Source organism: Aliivibrio sp. S10_S31 (assembly GCF_014694495.1).
Classification (GTDB): domain Bacteria; phylum Pseudomonadota; class Gammaproteobacteria; order Enterobacterales; family Vibrionaceae; genus Aliivibrio; species Aliivibrio fischeri.
This window is the reverse complement of the sequence record NZ_JAAUWR010000011.1, coordinates 78580-94194: the sequence shown is the minus strand read 5'-3', so window position 1 is coordinate 94194 and position 15615 is coordinate 78580. Positions and strand designations below refer to the sequence as shown.

At 41.1% G+C, this 15615-nt stretch carries 14 protein-coding genes; 6 read left to right on the top strand and 8 right to left on the bottom strand.

Annotated features, from left to right (window positions below; all coding sequences use genetic code 11):
- Positions 1 to 65: 65 nt before the first annotated feature.
- Positions 66 to 488: a PD-(D/E)XK nuclease superfamily protein gene (locus HC728_RS11300; protein WP_065594700.1), complete on the top strand. Its 423-nt coding sequence runs from the start codon at positions 66 to 68 to the stop codon at positions 486 to 488.
- A gap of 129 nt (positions 489 to 617) precedes the next feature.
- Here HC728_RS11300 and HC728_RS11295 read toward each other — a convergent pair whose 3' ends face one another.
- Complete coding sequence (locus tag HC728_RS11295) at positions 618 to 1511, bottom strand: LysR family transcriptional regulator (RefSeq protein WP_190395506.1); 894 nt, start codon at positions 1509 to 1511, stop codon at positions 618 to 620.
- Between the two features lie 117 nt (positions 1512 to 1628).
- Here HC728_RS11295 and HC728_RS11290 point away from each other — a divergent pair, with 117 nt between their 5' ends.
- Positions 1629 to 3650: an alkyl/aryl-sulfatase gene (locus tag HC728_RS11290; RefSeq protein WP_190395505.1), complete on the top strand. Its 2022-nt coding sequence runs from the start codon at positions 1629 to 1631 to the stop codon at positions 3648 to 3650.
- 146 nt (positions 3651 to 3796) lie between these two features.
- On the opposite strand, the gene HC728_RS11285 is transcribed toward HC728_RS11290, so the two are convergent.
- A complete protein-coding gene (locus HC728_RS11285) occupies positions 3797 to 4768 on the bottom strand; it encodes a GlxA family transcriptional regulator (RefSeq protein WP_026029390.1) in 972 nt (323 codons plus the stop codon).
- A 158-nt stretch (positions 4769 to 4926) separates the two neighbouring features.
- Between HC728_RS11285 and HC728_RS11280 the strand changes: the two genes are divergently transcribed.
- Together HC728_RS11280 and HC728_RS20405 are read left to right on the top strand one after the other, a co-directional pair.
- Positions 4927 to 5697, top strand: a complete 771-nt coding sequence (locus HC728_RS11280) for an MBL fold metallo-hydrolase (RefSeq protein ID WP_017019937.1) — start codon at positions 4927 to 4929, stop codon at positions 5695 to 5697.
- Between the two features lie 53 nt (positions 5698 to 5750).
- Positions 5751 to 5930, top strand: coding sequence for a DUF2798 domain-containing protein (locus tag HC728_RS20405; RefSeq protein WP_370539788.1), 180 nt, complete (start codon positions 5751 to 5753; stop codon positions 5928 to 5930).
- 97 nt (positions 5931 to 6027) lie between these two features.
- Here the strand turns inward: HC728_RS20405 and HC728_RS11270 are convergent, their stop codons facing one another.
- The gene (locus HC728_RS11270; protein ID WP_190395503.1) at positions 6028 to 7233 is read right to left on the bottom strand and encodes a sugar efflux transporter; all 1206 of its coding nucleotides are present in this window, start codon (positions 7231 to 7233) and stop codon (positions 6028 to 6030) included.
- Positions 7234 to 7438: 205 nt separating this feature from the next.
- On the opposite strand from HC728_RS11270, the gene HC728_RS11265 reads away from it, so the two are divergent.
- Both HC728_RS11265 and HC728_RS11260 read left to right on the top strand, forming a co-directional pair.
- Positions 7439 to 8326: an AraC family transcriptional regulator gene (locus HC728_RS11265; RefSeq protein ID WP_155662324.1), complete on the top strand. Its 888-nt coding sequence runs from the start codon at positions 7439 to 7441 to the stop codon at positions 8324 to 8326.
- Between the two features lie 34 nt (positions 8327 to 8360).
- Entirely contained in the window at positions 8361 to 9200 is an 840-nt protein-coding gene (locus HC728_RS11260) for a LysR family transcriptional regulator (RefSeq protein WP_155662323.1), read from the top strand.
- A 273-nt stretch (positions 9201 to 9473) separates the two neighbouring features.
- On the opposite strand, the gene HC728_RS11255 is transcribed toward HC728_RS11260, so the two are convergent.
- From HC728_RS11255 to HC728_RS11235, 5 genes are all read right to left on the bottom strand, one after another.
- Entirely contained in the window at positions 9474 to 10814 is a 1341-nt protein-coding gene (locus HC728_RS11255) for an MFS transporter (RefSeq protein WP_190395502.1), read from the bottom strand.
- 8 nt (positions 10815 to 10822) lie between these two features.
- Positions 10823 to 12280, bottom strand: coding sequence for a signal transduction histidine-protein kinase/phosphatase UhpB (uhpB, locus tag HC728_RS11250; RefSeq protein WP_238933810.1), 1458 nt, complete (start codon positions 12278 to 12280; stop codon positions 10823 to 10825).
- A 38-nt stretch (positions 12281 to 12318) separates the two neighbouring features.
- Positions 12319 to 12927 (bottom strand): transcriptional regulator UhpA, encoded by a 609-nt coding sequence (gene uhpA, locus HC728_RS11245; protein WP_065604475.1) that lies wholly within the window; start codon positions 12925 to 12927, stop codon positions 12319 to 12321.
- A 147-nt stretch (positions 12928 to 13074) separates the two neighbouring features.
- Positions 13075 to 14469 (bottom strand): hexose-6-phosphate:phosphate antiporter, encoded by a 1395-nt coding sequence (uhpT, locus tag HC728_RS11240; RefSeq protein WP_005421797.1) that lies wholly within the window; start codon positions 14467 to 14469, stop codon positions 13075 to 13077.
- 295 nt (positions 14470 to 14764) lie between these two features.
- Positions 14765 to 15508 carry a TetR/AcrR family transcriptional regulator gene (locus HC728_RS11235; protein WP_065621313.1) on the bottom strand — a complete coding sequence of 248 codons (744 nt, stop codon included), beginning with the start codon at positions 15506 to 15508 and terminating at the stop codon, positions 14765 to 14767.
- Positions 15509 to 15615: the final 107 nt, after the last annotated feature.

Sequence of the window (15615 nt, the reverse complement as noted above, 5' to 3'; positions counted from 1 at the left end):
AAATAATTATCGGGAGTCTTAAGCGAGGCTCCCTTATATAGCGCACAGTTAGAAAGGAAAAAACGATGTGCAGAAAAGACCTATTGAGAGATATCTCAAATACCCTTACTAATTTTGGTTTTACTGAGAATAACAGTGGAGCCTCTATGACCTACCAATCTAATGTTAGATATCCGAGCATTTTTGCCGGTAAAAATGACTATGCTCATTTTATCGTGCATATGCCTAATAGTACTATTCAAGTGGCTGCTAAGTTCCAAGAGTCATCAGGTACAGCAATGGAAAAGCTTGGTTATACGGCATTTGATGCAGAGAGAACCAAGCATGACGCCTATTTGGTTGTTTGCGGAGGTCAAGAGTTACTGCGAGATCACCGTGCTCTCGATTTCTTAAATGAAAAGCGTCACATTGCTCCTAAACTCAGGGCGTTAACAGTTCACGGTTTAAGTGATTATTTAGCAAATGAACTTAGGCCAGCAGCAGCTTAAATTGTAAATAGCCGACTCTACTTTGTTAAAGGAGGGGGAAGCACTTATTGTCTGATACCAATGTGTTAGCGCAAGCAAGCTAGAACATTCGTTTCAGATTAGCTCACTTTAGCTGATGGTAGAGTGAGCTTAACAAAAGTATGACTTTATTTTTTCTCGCAACCACATGTTTGCTGGGCTTTGTCGCTCTCGGTTATGGGTGAGTAAACGATAGTTAACTGGTTTAGATGTAAATGGGCAATCTAATACCTGTATATCCAGCTTATCGGCAAATGTTGTTGCGATACTCTCGGTCACCACCGCAATGCAATTACTAGTAGCAACCATAGACATTAGTGACACAAGAGACGTACACTCTGCGCCTACTTGTCGCTCGCTCAGTCGTTCCTCGGTAAAATAATCTGCCATGTAGGTATCCTCACGGCGTAATTTCCAAGTAATGTGTTTTTCGGCATAAAATTGCTCACGAGTAACATTGCCTTCTATTCTAGGGTGTCCTTTTCGTGCAATCAGTCGGATCTTATCTTCAAATAACGGTTCGGTAAAAAACGAGTGTGTTGAATAGTTAGAGACTTCGATAGCAAGATCGGCTTGATGTTGATTGAGCGCCTGGATCAGTGCTTCTTCATTAGAGTGTGTTGGGTGTAATTCAATAGTGACATTACCCAAGCTACTATCGGCTTCTAATTTAGGCAACAGCATTAACATCACAGGCTCTGAAGTGTATATAACGAACTTGCGTGGATACTGGGTCGAAAATCCCTCTAACCCTTCCAATGCGTTGTTGATTTGAGCTAATGCGGGCTCAACATGACGAATTAATTCTTGAGCATGCTGCGTTGGAATAATCCCTCGGCCTGATCGAATAAATAGCTGATTTCCCACCTGCTGTTGCAAACGTTTAAGTAAACCGCTTACTCCTGGTTGAGTTAATCCCATCTCTTCTGCGGCTAAGGTAATCGACTGGTGGCGATAAACCACCACAAACACTTTTAATAAGTTTAGATCTATATTCGAAACCATCCCTTCCCTCAAACATAACATTTCGTGATGTATTAAATACAGTTTCATGTATGTATTGCTATGTGTCAATACGCTAAATTAGCACCATACCAATACGAATTCCCAAAGAGGCTACTTATGAAAACTCGTTTTACTCTTTCAGTTCTTTCACTCTCTGTTATGGTTTCATTTGGCGCAGCAGCTAATGATTATGCATCTATTGATACGTACGAGGGAAAAGCGGCATCTAAGTTCACCGAAAATGCCAATACCGCAGTGGCAAAAACGCTTCCTTGGGAAGACACGTCTGCGTTTAAACGCACTACTCATGGTCTTATTGCTGAGTTTGGTACACATGAAGCAGGCGAGCTTAAAAACCGTTTTGAATACATGGCGGATATGTCTGTGGAAGATTTACCACCTTCAGTAAACCCATCAATTTGGCGTCAAGGAATGCTAAATTACGCGGCAGGCGGTCTGTATGAAGTGACGGATGGGGTATATCAAATTCGCGGCGCTGACTTATCAAACATGACGATCTACCGCACAGATAATGGCTATGTGATTCACGATCCACTTCTGTCTCGTCAAGCCGCAGCTGCTTCGTGGGAATTCGCAAAACAGCACCTACCTGCGATTAATGGTGAGCACAAAATTACGGGTATGATCTACTCACACATGCACGCCGACCATTTTGGTGGTTCACGTGGTGTCTATGAATCCGGTGATTTTGTGAAAGATGCTGAAATCTATGCACCAAAAGACTTTATTAAAGAGCTTGCTGATGAGAATGTCATAGCAGGCACCGCAATGGGGCGTCGTGCAAACTACCAGTATGGAACTACATTGGATAACAACGCGAAAGGTATTGTTGATAACGCTCTTGGCTTAGGTACATCACGTGGTGAAGTAACACTTGTTGCTCCGACGATTGAGATCCAAGAGCGCGAAAAAGTCATTAATATTGATGGGCTCGATTTCCACGCAATCAACATGCCGGGGGCTGAAGCGCCTGCTGAGATTGTGCTGTATGTACCAGAATATCGCTCATTGAATACCGCTGAGCTTACTTACGACGGTATGCACAACATTTATACTTTCCGTGGGGCAAAAGTTCGTGATTCATTGGTATGGACTAAATACCTAACGGAGCTAAAGATGCGTTTTGTTGATAATGGGTTAGTAGACAATATTCACGCGGCACACTCAGCACCAGTATGGAATGATGCAGGCACTGACGTAAACGAAATTTCTGAATACATGACGCTACAGCGTGACAACTATGGTTTCATTCATAACCAGTCGATGCGTTTAGCCAATCACGGGGTGACGATTCATGATGTAGGCCGTCAAATTGAAGAGATCGTTCCACAATCTCAAATCGATACTTGGCACACCAATGGTTACCATGGTTCATACAGCCACAATGCGCGTGCAGTGGTAAACCTGTACCTTGGTTACCATGATATGAACCCTGTGAACACCAACCCATTGCAAACCAAAGATCAATCTTGTGTGTATGTGAATGCCGCAGGTGCAGACGTACTATATAAAGCGGGTATGGCTCACTTTAATGCTGGTGAATATCAAGAAGCCTCTCAACTGTTTAACGACCTAGTACAATGTAACCCGAACAACATTGATTACCGTTTCGCACTCGCAGACAGCTTTGAACAGCAAGGTTACCAGTCTGAAACCATGGCATGGCGTAACAGCTATTTGCAAGGTGCGGTTGAACTGCGTACTGGTGAGATCCAAGAGTCAATCAAACTTGCTTCACCTGATGTAATAGCGAACACACCAACGGGCATGTTCTTAGACTTTATTGCGGTGAGTTTGAACGCACCAAAAGCGGAAGCCGCAGGTCTTGACTTCAACTTCGGTGTTTACCATCCAGATCTTGAAGAGCGTTACTACGGTGAAGTGTCTAATGCGAATATGGCTAACATTGAAGTCGATAAGCTACCAAAAGTGGATTTTGAATTAATTATCAACAAAGCAGATTTTACAAAAGTCGTTCTTGGTGAGACAACGCTAGAGGCACTATTCAAATCTGGTCAAGCGGGTGTGAAAGGCGATGCATCGCTGTTAGAGAAACTGGCTGGTTCACTCGATAAGTTTGATGGCATGTTTGAAATTCTACCAATGCCAAGCAAATAACATTTAATGATAAAATCGCCTAATTGTGGGTAATGTAATGCCAGTCAGTTAAGTTGACTGGCATTTTTTTAGTTTGGTGGAGAGTGGGCTCAATAAAAGTAGTATACGTTAGCTCGTTTTTTGGACTATTCCGATTTACCGTTAGCCTAATACCTAAATGTTTTTCGCCACTCACTAGGAGTTACTTGGAACTTTGTCTTGAACTTATCTCTAAATACAAAAACGGAACTGAACCCAACTCGGTCGGATACCACCTCAATGGAAAGATCGGTTTCTTCCAGTAATTCCTGTGCTTGATGTAAGCGTTCTGTCATAAGCCATTGTCCAAATGACATGCCCGTCGCCTTATTAAATTTACGAGTAAATGTGCGTCTTGTTAGCATCACTGAGTCGGCAAGCTCATCTATTGTGTATGAGAGCTCGATATTTTTTCGTACAGAATCTAATAGCTCATTGATTCGAGTATCTGCTGTATTTACAGGAACAGGGCGTTCAATGTACTGGGCCTGACCACCTTCTCTATGCGGTGAAACGACCATTTTTCGGGCCAATTGATTCGCTTCTTTACTGCCATAACATTGCCTAAAAACATGCAAGCTACAATCAATATTGGCCGCGATCCCTGCTGATGTGATGATTCTGTCTTCTTCGACGTATAGAGCATTGTGATCAACTTTGATGGATGGAAAGCGAGTCGTAAAATCACTCTCAAAGTTCCAATGCATGGCGGCGGTTCTATTTTCAAGCAAGCCACTGTAAGCCAATACATAACCCCCAAGACAAAGTCCTATCAGTGTTGAACCATTTTGATGCGCGGCTTTTAATTTTTCGATGAGCTGTATCGACGGTGCCGTCTCAACGTTATGCCAATAGGGGACAATGATGAAATCAAAGTCTATTAATTTTTCTAACCCTCCTTCTGGCTTTATTTCCATCCCAATGTCAGAGGTTATAGGCCCATCTTCGCCAGCGATGATCTTCATATCAAACATTGGCCTATCGTGGATCTCTGAGTTGCCAAATATCATGGCTGGCACAGAAAAATGGAATGGACTAAATCGATTGAATACGATGATAGCGACTCTAGGAAGGTGAGGCGAAGCGGGATCTCGGTTCATGGTTTAGTTTCAGCTAAAAAGACGTTATGCAAGCAGCATAAATTAATTTTGTCCCAAATTATATCTTTATTGGCTTATAGGACAATGTTCAGCGTGTCGAATTTAAACCAAAATAGCGTCATCAAAACATGACCCAGAATATAAATAGGTACAGCACAATGAAATTTACTCAAGTACGTAATGCAACTGCAATTATCGAATACGCTAACTCTCACTTTCTTATCGATCCATTGTTTGCACCAAAAGAGGCATACCCTGGGTTACCAGGTACGTACAATGACCACCTAAACTGGCCAACCGTTGAATTACCGATGTCTATTGAAGAGATCTTAAAAGATATTGATGCGGTAATCGTAACTCACACCCACCCAGATCACTGGGATGAATACGCGATTAATGCAATTCCTAAATCAATCAAGGTTTTCACTCAAAACGCTGCAGATGCGGATCAAATTCGTCAATCTGGTTTTACTGATGTTGATAGCCTAGAAAATGATGCGATTTTCAACGGTATTAAACTGAACAAAACATCAGGCCAGCATGGTAGCGATGAAGCTATGAGTGTAATAGGGGATGTATTAGGTGAAGTATCAGGCGTTGTATTCAGCCATGCAGATGAGAAGACAGTTTACCTTGTTGGCGACACACTTTGGAACCATGACGTTGAAGATGCGATTGAACGATACCAGCCAGAAGTCATGATCTTAAATGCGGGCGATGCACAATCTCCATTTGGCTCAATTATTATGGGAAAAGAAGACACATTAACAGCGCATAAAGCACTGCCAAATGCCACGATCATAGCAACGCATATGGAGTCAGTTAACCATGCGACTTTAACAAGAACAGAGCTGAATCAGTTTGCAGCAAAAAACAATATGTCAGACTTTGTATTGGTTCCTGAAGATGGTGAAACCTGCACGGTTTAAGAACAATACTATGACAATAGATAAAAAAACGAGCGTATGTGACGTCTTTTGCGATGGCTTTCTTAATGACGTTGATGGTTTCTTTGACGATAACCATGATTAATTTAGGATTTAGTGAGTTTTTCTTCAAGGTATGGCTGAAATCATGGATCTTGTCATTCTCAATTGCGTTTTCTGTCGTACTACTGATATCACCTAGAGTCCTACATTTAGTGAATCGTGTTATTCAATAAAAGTTTTTTCTCACTATGCCCTAAGATACTTTATGTTTATTGTTTTAGGGCAATAGCAAATCAGCTATTACCCCCCTGTACTTAAATAGCGTTAACCCTACACCTCTCCAGCCACCGCGCATTGGCCTTCAATCATTACCTTCTGTTTCTTCTCTAATATCTCAAACACAATCAGCAACACAGCAGCGATAACAGCACCAGCAAAGCATAAATACAGTGCGCTGTAGTAGTTGTATAACTCACCCACAACACCCACCATCACGCTTGATACCAAGACACTGATGTTCAACATGTTGGAGAACAGGGTAGAGGCCGTACCTAATCGGTCTTTCATCATATCTTGCAGTGCGACCATGCCAAGCGTGGCACACACACCAATGAAGAATCCATTAAGTATTTGAGCAATCAGCATGCCTGTAAAACTGGTGGTTGATAGCATAACAAGAAAGAACATGGCACCAGATGTCACGCCAAGTGTCATTACTCTGGTTGTGCTTAGTTTTTCTGCCATTTTACCAGCCCCAAGCATTACAGGGATCTCGCAAGCTGCTGCCATACCAAACATTAAGCCTAACCAACTCACATCCACTTGCAGCTCTTGTGAAAGATACAGAGGCATACTGGTGATGTATAAATTGTTGGCAGAAAACGCACACACAATAATGAAGCAATAAAGAATTACCATACGACTTAACGGTTTATGCTCAACAACAGCCGCTGTTCGTTCTTCTTTTGTCACCACGTTATCAGGGATCAACTTAGCGATGATGAGTATCGCGATAGAGACCGTAATCGCAGAGACCGCAAACGCCGCACTAAAGCCAAATTGTGCTTTTAGCATGAACGCCGCTGGTGGACCAAATACCCATGCAATGGCAAGGCCTGCACGCATCTTGGCTAAAAAACTGGTGCTGTTAGCGACGTGTCTGTCACCGTATTCTCGACCTAGAGCAAACAGTTGACCAAAAGAAGCGCCACTGACGCTACCAAAGACCACGGCCATCGTAATCGCTAACCAATAATCACGAATAACAGTAAAACTGGCGACCAAAATTAAGTAACTTGCTAAAGAGACAATCAAAATGGTTTTACGGTTCCAATGCGTGTCTGAGCGTTTGGCAATAAACTGAGATACGATCACAGAGCTGCTGACAGCGAGCGTCATATACAGGCTTAACATCATTGGTGATGCGCCCAACTCCTCGACAATAAACAAGCTTGATAGCGGGTAAAAAAACGCACTACAAAGCCCGGTAATAAAGGCGATAAAAATAAACAAAAATGTCTTCTTGTTTTGCGGCATAGTGAAGCTCCAGTGTACGAAATAGAATGTGGTTGAACCGTTTTATTTAGGCGTAGTCTACTCAATGATGAGGACGGGTATTGATGTTATTCGAGCTACCTCTAATACTATTCAGTCATTTTGCTCTCTTTCTTTGACAGGTGACGCTTACACGATTAGCCTGAGAGTGATTTATTTCGAGTGGTATTAACCGTTAAGGCCAAACATGAAACCATTTAAAGAACACGTGCAAAATGTACCTAGTTTTGATTGGAAAGTAAGAGAATTTCATTGTCGTGTAGAAGACAATGAGTTTGCGTGTTCTTGGCATTATCACTCTGAATATGAATTGGTGTTGTATCTAGACCCTGATGAGGCATTTCAAGGCAGTTATTTTGCAGGAGATGCGATTGGCGATATCCACCATAATTCTCTGCTTCTTTATGGTCCGGGTTTACCTCATATGGTGGCAGGACGAAGCATAAAATTAGAGCAATCGAAGCATCACACGGTAATTATTTGGTTTGCTCACCATTGGGTTGAGCGCTTAATGGCACTGATCCCTGAAGCGAGAAACCTCAAGCGGTTATTAGATAATTCCGCTTATGGCTTATCGTTTAGCCCAGAAACCGCACATAAGATGTCAGAATTATTAAAACAGGGTAATACGTTAGATCGTCATTTGCAGGCGATAAAAGTGATTGAGATATTAGTCAGTCTTGCTGATGATTCCAAAGCCAAAAAGCTATCAACCACACCTTATCGAATTAAGCCGCTTTCCGATGATTCTGAATTAAACCATCGAATTGAGCGAGCAACGCGTTATATAGAAACCTATTATGGTGATGCGATTAAGATCTCTGATTTATGTCAGCGACTTCATATGAGTGAGAGCTCGGCTTATCGAATGTTTGAGAAGCATTATGGAATGAGTTTTTCTGATCATTTAAAGCAATACCGTATTGGTAAAGCGTGTGAGCTGTTAGCGAGTACTAACTTTCCTATCGCATTAGTGGCAGAAAAGACGGGGTTTAAAAATATATCTAACTTTAATCGCCAGTTTAAAGAGTTAAAAATGATGACGCCGACTGAGTTTCGACGTCGATTTAATTAGGTATTTCTTCCGGGATATAAAGTAGGGAAGCGAAATGAATTTAAATTTTATCAAACATTTTTTAGCGGTGTATGATTTTGGTAGCGTGACAAAAGCCGCTGATCATTTGGATATTACCCAGCCGTCAATGAGCAGTGCGATTAAAAAATTTGAAGAGAGTTACGGGCAACCGTTATTTTTAAAAGTAGGGCGATCTCTAGAGCCAACCGATGCGGCTCATTCACTGGCTTATCAAGTGCGTCCGATAATGGAACAACTGGTGGTGGCATTAGAGTCCCCACGTCGTTTGATAATCAGCGCGCCAGAAATCGTATTGCAATCTCTACCTGATATGGAGGATGCCTTGTTGACAGAAAGCCCTGCGGTTGAATATCAAATGCTCGATAAGATTCGCTCAGGTGAGGTGGACATATTAATTGATGATATTACCGTGACGGACTACACCTTTGTGAGTGAGAGTTTAGGTAAGCTAGATATTGCTTTTGCGTGTCGATGCGATCACCCAAGCATTACGGGAAACTCATTAAGTTTAGAGCAATTTAACCAAGCTGAGCATGTTATGCTTAAATTGAAAAACGAGAACATGGGTGCATTTGAAACCCGTCCTGATGAGATATTTGAACGCAATATCGTTCGTGAAGTGAGTGGGCCATCTAATTTATTGTTGAGCGTGAGAAATACGGATGCGATCTGCATTGTTGCTGAAAGCATGTTTGGTTTAGCTCAAGAGCTCGGTTTAAAAGTATTAGAGTCACCTTTTCCACTCCAACCGTATGAAATAAAGCTTATTTATCATCGTCGTAATATAAGTAATAAAACGCATCAATATGTACGTGAGCAGATTAAAGCTAGACTGAGTGAACTGCATCAATGAATACATAGATAAAAACTATGCATCGAATAGTCTACGACCAATAGTTTCTCGTTATCAAGCATCATAGTATTACCTGATTACAGTCTAATTCATTAATCTTTAATGAAAAATTAGGTTGATTCTAACTACAGGTAAACCGGAGTTATTTGATGAAAATTGATAAAGATGTTGTTATTCCTCGTACATTAATTGCCACTATTATCGCTGTTTTAATTATTGCCCCTAATGTAGGGTAAGTGTTTCTTATTTATATTTGAGATTTAATAACTGCTGTTATAAGCGTACTCTTGTTTCAATCGGTTTTTGAGGCGATTGAGCTTGTAAAAAGGGCAGAAGAAGTAACCCTATGACAGCGGCACAAGTCGAAATGGTGATAAAGAACCCTGTCCATCCATAGGTTTCTAAGATCATCGCTAATGGGTAGCCTGAAAGCGCTGCCCCCATATAAGCAAATAATCCAACAAACCCTGTAGCAGCGCCTGCCGAGTCTTTGTGTGAGCATTCCGCCGCAGCCATGCCAATTAACATTTGTGGACCAAAAACAAAGAAACCAACAGAAAACAACCCAGCAGCTTGAAACACAAAGTTAGTTAGCGGCATAAGCCATAACGCTGAAACGGAAAGGAAAATACCAATAGCGAACAAAATGTTCATTGGTCCACGATTGCCCCCAAAGAGCTTGTCCGATCCCCATCCTGCAACAAGAGAGCCTACAAAACCGCCAATTTCAAATAGAGATAATGCGGCATTCGCATTAATTAAGCTGTAGTTGTGCTCTTCTGTGAGATACAGGTTTCCCCAGTCATTTACAGCTGTTCTTACGATGTAAACCAATACATAGCTAAAAGCGAGTAACCAAATGTACTTATTACTAAACACATAGGTTTTTAAAATCTCTCGATAGCTTAGCCCTTGACCATGGTTTTCTTGTGCGAGCTCTAGTGGATCGTTACGCCATTTTCCCACACTAGGTAAGCCCATGGTGGTGGGTTTATCACGTAGACGCCAACACACAATCAGTCCAATTGCGACACCAATCATACCCGGTAAGATAAAACCTTCTCGCCAGCTATAATGAAGGGTTAAATAGCCTACAAGAATAGGAATTAACGCTCCACCGATGTTGTGTGCTGTGTTCCATATTGCCCAACGGAATCCTCTTTCAGAACGAGAGTACCAAGTGGTGAGGAGCTTTGAACATGAAGGCCAACCCCAACCTTGAAACCATGCATTAAGTATCCACAGAGAGATAAAAGCCGCTAATGAACTAGAGAAGCCAAAAGCAATATTAATCAGTCCGGTGGCAATTAATCCTAACCCCATAAAATAACGAGGGTTAGAGCGGTCAGAAATGGTGCCTGAAAGGAATTTTGATAAGCCGTACGAGATATAGAAAAGAGTGCCGATTAAACCGAGATCACCTTTATCAAGCCCTAAATCGGTGATCATAGCAGGAGCGGCGTAGTTAAAAGTTTTACGAGTGAAATAAAAACCCGCATAACCCATGTACATGCCGATCATGATATGTAAACGCCAATAGCGATAACTCTCGTTCACTTGAGTATCACTAAGTGTGTTGTCATTTGATGTGGTTGAGCGTAAAAATCCAAACATAGTCATACTCACATTTTTGGTAGTGCAATGCTAATTTGAGTGCCAGAAATAGAGGTGTTGGAATTGATGAGCATTTTCCCTCCAAGTGCTTGAACTCGCTCTTGCATGCCTCTCACTCCCATTCCATTCATTAAATCTTGGGTTTTAAATCCAATACCATTATCCGTAATAAAAAGACTGACTTGTTCATCAAGAGTAAGATCGATCCCAATTTCACTGGCTTGTGCGTATTTATAAGCGTTATTTAATGATTCTTGGCATAAGCGGAAGATAGTGACTTTAAGCGTATCACTTAAGCATGAATAATTACCTTGCCAGTTTAGTTGTATATCAACGCCGTGATCGGAAAACTCCATTTCACGGATGAGTTGCTCAACGGATTCTTTTAAATCCAAATCATCCAACATTTTGGGTCTTAGTTTGGTTAATAATCGCTTGGTTGTGTCATAGACATTGAGTGAGAGTGTCTCGATAGTATCGGCGCAACGAACACTCATCTCAGCGGCATCAATGCGTTTAATTATGCTCGCTTGAGTGCGGATAGCTGTGATGTTTTGGCCTATTTCGTCATGCAATTCACGTGCAATATCACGACGAACCGATTCTTCAGCTGTAATTAATTGGCGTGATAGATTTTGATTACGAGACAGTTCATTACGTAATTTTTGATTGAGATCTTTCTGCTTTTGAACCGCTAATCCAAGTAAAATACCCGTAATGGTTTGGGCTGAAAGCGATAAAAGTAAATCGGTAATTTCAAGTTTAGATACGCCACTGTGAGCGGCAATTAATGCCACGCTATTAAATAATGTCGCTAATAAAGCCCCTTGCCACCCATATCGTACCGCAAGCAAAATAATCGGAATGGCCATACAAAAAGGAGCGAAGCGTCTTAACTCATCAGGCAAGCTGGTTTGTATTAAAATGCTAGCAACCAACAATAGGCTGTATAAAGCGATATGGCGTATTTTAAATTCAACAGCGGTATTGATTAGGTGGGAGCTAAGTGGTGCCCATTTATTTTGAAATAGATAGTTCCACACTAAATAACACATCGGAACCAGCATTAACCCGCCTGTAATGCTCACAAGCCATACCATGTAAATGGATGGAACGTGAGAGCCTACAACCGCAATATTGATGAGTGCGGTGATCATAATGACGCTTGCCATGATGAGAAGATGACGGTTTTGATCGCCGTAGTAATACCGTTTTGCAAACCACGTAATGGGAATACTTAAGGCACTAGCAATAAGAACGGTTAGCCATTGTGGTTCATCAAGTAGTAGAGCTAAAGCGATGGTTAGTCCCCATTCTGCAATGTAAATCGCAGGCCAATAGGAAGAGCGAGTGTGCAGAGTCATCCCTAAGCGTAGAGAAAAGGGAAATAACAAAATAGCGAGCTCAGGGTCATTAATAAAGTAATAGGCAATGACCCATAAACAAAACCAAGCACAAGCAGCCATAAAGGCACCGCACAGTGATGTTGCGAAATAGGAGCGCATTAGTATGAATCTTGAGTAAAGAGTTTAGCCAGCTCAACGTTATTTTTTACGTTAAGTTTATCCATTGCATTAGCGCGGTGAACATGGACGGTTTTATGACTAAGCCCTAATTTAATGGCAATGGATTTTACGTCTAATCCAGTTGCAAGTAATTGGCATACTTCGTTTTCACGGCGAGTTAGATGATTCAATGCGGTTTTGTTTTTGACAGGTGTTGCCAGTTTAATCGCAATATCTGGCGTAAGGTAACAACCGCCATTAGCACTGGTTCTTACCGCTTGTATTAGCTCATCAGGGCTGCAACGTTTGCTTAGGTAACCTTTTGCTCCTAGCTCTAATGATTTCTCAACCATGGCAGGAGAGTCATGCACACTGAGCATGATGCTAGCAATGCCTGAAGGAATATCTTCTAACAGGCTTAATCCACTCTCATCTTGCATTGATATGTCTAAAATGACGACATCAGGATGACAACTTGGTAGTCCACGACGCGCTTCTGCTGCTGAGCTAAATTCTCCAACGACAGAGATATCTGATTCCAAGCTAAGTAATTGAGCGAAACCAGAGCGGACAATGATGTGGTCATCAACAAGTGCAACATTAATCATGATAAGTAACCAAAATTGGGAGTGAAAAGCAAAATAGCCCCAATAGGAGCGATAAGAATATAAATATAAGGTGGGGTAATGATACTGAATTGAGAGCGCTATTGGTATGATCTCGCGCGCTTTAGCTAAGTAAAGCGCGCGAAAGTATTACGCTTGTTTTGCAGCTAGGTGCATTTTTTTAGCGTGACGGATTTTCTTCTCTTCGGCGATAGCGACAAACACAAGTAAGAAAATACAGATTGCAGCAGAGGTATCTAATGCCGCAAATGTGCCTTTCCAACCGGTTAAGCCAAAGATAGGAGTACCATCTGCAATCATACCAAGGCCTAGTTTTGCAAAGCTGTCGCCAATTAAGTAAGCGAAAGTACCTTTCACACCATCGGCAACACTGATGGCTTTTTTAGGAACAAAACCAACCGCAGCAACACCAATTAATAATTGAGGACCAAACACTAAGAAACCAAGTACAAACAGAGAAGCAAGGTACATGAACTCACTGGTCGCGTGTTGGTAAAACTCTAGTGACACAATGATTAAACCAAGAGATACACAAGCAACCAAAGCTCGACGACCATTAGCAAGGTCAGATAAATAACCCCACATTAATGTGCCAACAAGAGCGCCGACTTCGAATAACGTAAAGCCTGAAATAGCGGTTTCTTTTGATAGACCTAACTCTTGATAAGCGTAAACCGTAGACCATTGATCGATACCAATACGAACAATGTATAAGAAAATATTCGCAAAACAGAGTAACCAGATCACTTTGTTTTTAAGTACATACTCAACAAAGATCTCTTTTTTCGTCATTTGATTTTCTTCAGCGGCAGTATCTTCTTCACTGATTTCTTCATCAAAAAGCTCTTCAACTTTACCTAGGCCGTAAGCTTCAGGAGAGTCATTACCAAAGCGCATACCAATAAAGCCGACAATGATTGCAATGATAGATGGGAATACGAACATACCAATAACGTTGCCATCAAATAGGTAGTTTGCACCAAATAGAGCAACACCTGCCGCACCAGCACCACCAACGTTGTGTGACATATTCCAAAGGCCTAAATATGAACCACGTTTATTACGAGGCGTCCATTTAGTGATGGTTGAGTAACTTGAAGGACCACCTGTACTTTGGAAAAAACCACTTAATGCATAGAAAGCCACCATCATGAATAGGCTCGCGCTGCCGCCACCCATACTGAAGCTAAAACCTAGCATCGCTAGACCAGACAGAATAAGCATGAAAGGTAAGAATTGTTTGGTGTTTTTACCATCGGCATAGTAAGACACCACGGTTTTACCGATACCGTAAGTAATTGAAAAGCCAAGACCAATCAGACCTAAATCAGTCATTGATAATCCGTACGTTGAAATCATGTCGTTTTGTGCGACATTGAAGTTTTTACGGATCAGATACATGGTTAAATAACCAATAAATACAACTAGGTAAGACTGTAGGAAAGGCTTAAACCACATTTTTCTTCGTACTTCTACCGGAAGATCTAATGTTGGTTTTCTAACCTGATCTAAGAACTTTAACATTGTGAACTCTCTTATAATCTATAAGGATATGCACGGAGTGATGTGCTCCATACTCTCTTTGTTATTTGACGAGAGAATAGTAAGGAGTCTAAAAAGCGACCGCATGAGAGAGGGTCTTAGAATAACTAGGAAAAATTCCTAGAAATTGATGAGGGATATAGAAAGCGTGAAAAAGCTCACATTGTGTATGATTCTGTTGGGTATTGTTTAAGTGGCTAGTTGAGTGTGTTAAAGGATGGATAAATAGGCATTTCCATCCTTTAAAATATGGATTTTCTATATATTAATTTATTATTTATTCAATTACTTCAGAGGACGTAATATCTTGTTCTAAGGGGCATTGAACGTCGATTAATAACTCATTAAGTTCTGTTGGACAAAGCATTTGCTCTTTTGTGATAGAAAATTTGGCCGCCATAATTTGATTGAATAAGTTCCAATGTTGCAATAATAGTTTTTCTTGGTTATTTGCAAATTGCGGCCAGGTTTCAGACATCATTGGCGTTAAGCTAGAAGCCCCATGAGAAAAGATCAGCATTTGCCATTTTGTTTCCCATATATCAAGTTTACTTTCTGGATTTACTTGATTGTATTCTTCAAACAGATCTTTAAATATCGCTTCAAATTCACACTTGGTTTTTAAGAAATACTCAAGTAATGCATTGTCATCTTGGCGGATCGCATCAGCAATCATTTTGATTGGCTGTGGATTCATTAGCGTAAATGCAGACAATTTAGTGATGAATAAGTAAATGCGATAGCTTGGTGTTTTATCTGTTGGAAGAGAAGCAATTATTGCATGTAAATAAGTTTGCATATGCTTATCGCAAGCATCACAAATCGCCTTCCAAATCATATCCTTACTACCAAAGTGATGACGAATAAGACTATGGGATACACCTGCTTTTTCACTGATATTACGCAGTGATACTCGTTCATAACCTAACTCACCGAACATCGTTGCCGCAACCATTAAAATTTGACATTTCGTTTGTTCAGCAGCTTCGTTACTTCTTTTTCCCTGCTTTTTTTCGGTCATTATTCGCCCTTAGTTTTATGCATTTATTTGTTGCTAATTACTTTGGAATCTGAACAGCCAATTCTGATTTCGTCTTCAAGCATACCAATTTCATCGCCTAACGCGTA

Excerpts from the sequence above, each read along its gene's own strand:
- uhpA (WP_065604475.1), bottom strand. The coding sequence starts at position 12,927 with ATGATTAATGTTGCACTTGTTGATGACCACATCATTGTCCGCTCTGGT.
- HC728_RS11235 (WP_065621313.1), bottom strand. The coding sequence starts at position 15,508 with ATGACCGAAAAAAAGCAGGGAAAAAGAAGTAACGAAGCTGCTGAACAA.
- uhpT (WP_005421797.1), bottom strand. The coding sequence starts at position 14,469 with ATGTTAAAGTTCTTAGATCAGGTTAGAAAACCAACATTAGATCTTCCG.
- HC728_RS11255 (WP_190395502.1), bottom strand. The coding sequence starts at position 10,814 with ATGTTTGGATTTTTACGCTCAACCACATCAAATGACAACACACTTAGT.
- uhpB (WP_238933810.1), bottom strand. The coding sequence starts at position 12,280 with ATGGCTGCTTGTGCTTGGTTTTGTTTATGGGTCATTGCCTATTACTTT.
- HC728_RS20405 (WP_370539788.1), top strand. The coding sequence starts at position 5,751 with ATGGCTTTCTTAATGACGTTGATGGTTTCTTTGACGATAACCATGATT.
- HC728_RS11270 (WP_190395503.1), bottom strand. The coding sequence starts at position 7,233 with ATGCCGCAAAACAAGAAGACATTTTTGTTTATTTTTATCGCCTTTATT.
- HC728_RS11295 (WP_190395506.1), bottom strand. The coding sequence starts at position 1,511 with ATGGTTTCGAATATAGATCTAAACTTATTAAAAGTGTTTGTGGTGGTT.
- HC728_RS11280 (WP_017019937.1), top strand. The coding sequence starts at position 4,927 with ATGAAATTTACTCAAGTACGTAATGCAACTGCAATTATCGAATACGCT.
- HC728_RS11290 (WP_190395505.1), top strand. The coding sequence starts at position 1,629 with ATGAAAACTCGTTTTACTCTTTCAGTTCTTTCACTCTCTGTTATGGTT.
- HC728_RS11265 (WP_155662324.1), top strand. The coding sequence starts at position 7,439 with ATGAAACCATTTAAAGAACACGTGCAAAATGTACCTAGTTTTGATTGG.
- HC728_RS11300 (WP_065594700.1), top strand. The coding sequence starts at position 66 with ATGTGCAGAAAAGACCTATTGAGAGATATCTCAAATACCCTTACTAAT.
- HC728_RS11285 (WP_026029390.1), bottom strand. The coding sequence starts at position 4,768 with ATGAACCGAGATCCCGCTTCGCCTCACCTTCCTAGAGTCGCTATCATC.
- HC728_RS11260 (WP_155662323.1), top strand. The coding sequence starts at position 8,361 with ATGAATTTAAATTTTATCAAACATTTTTTAGCGGTGTATGATTTTGGT.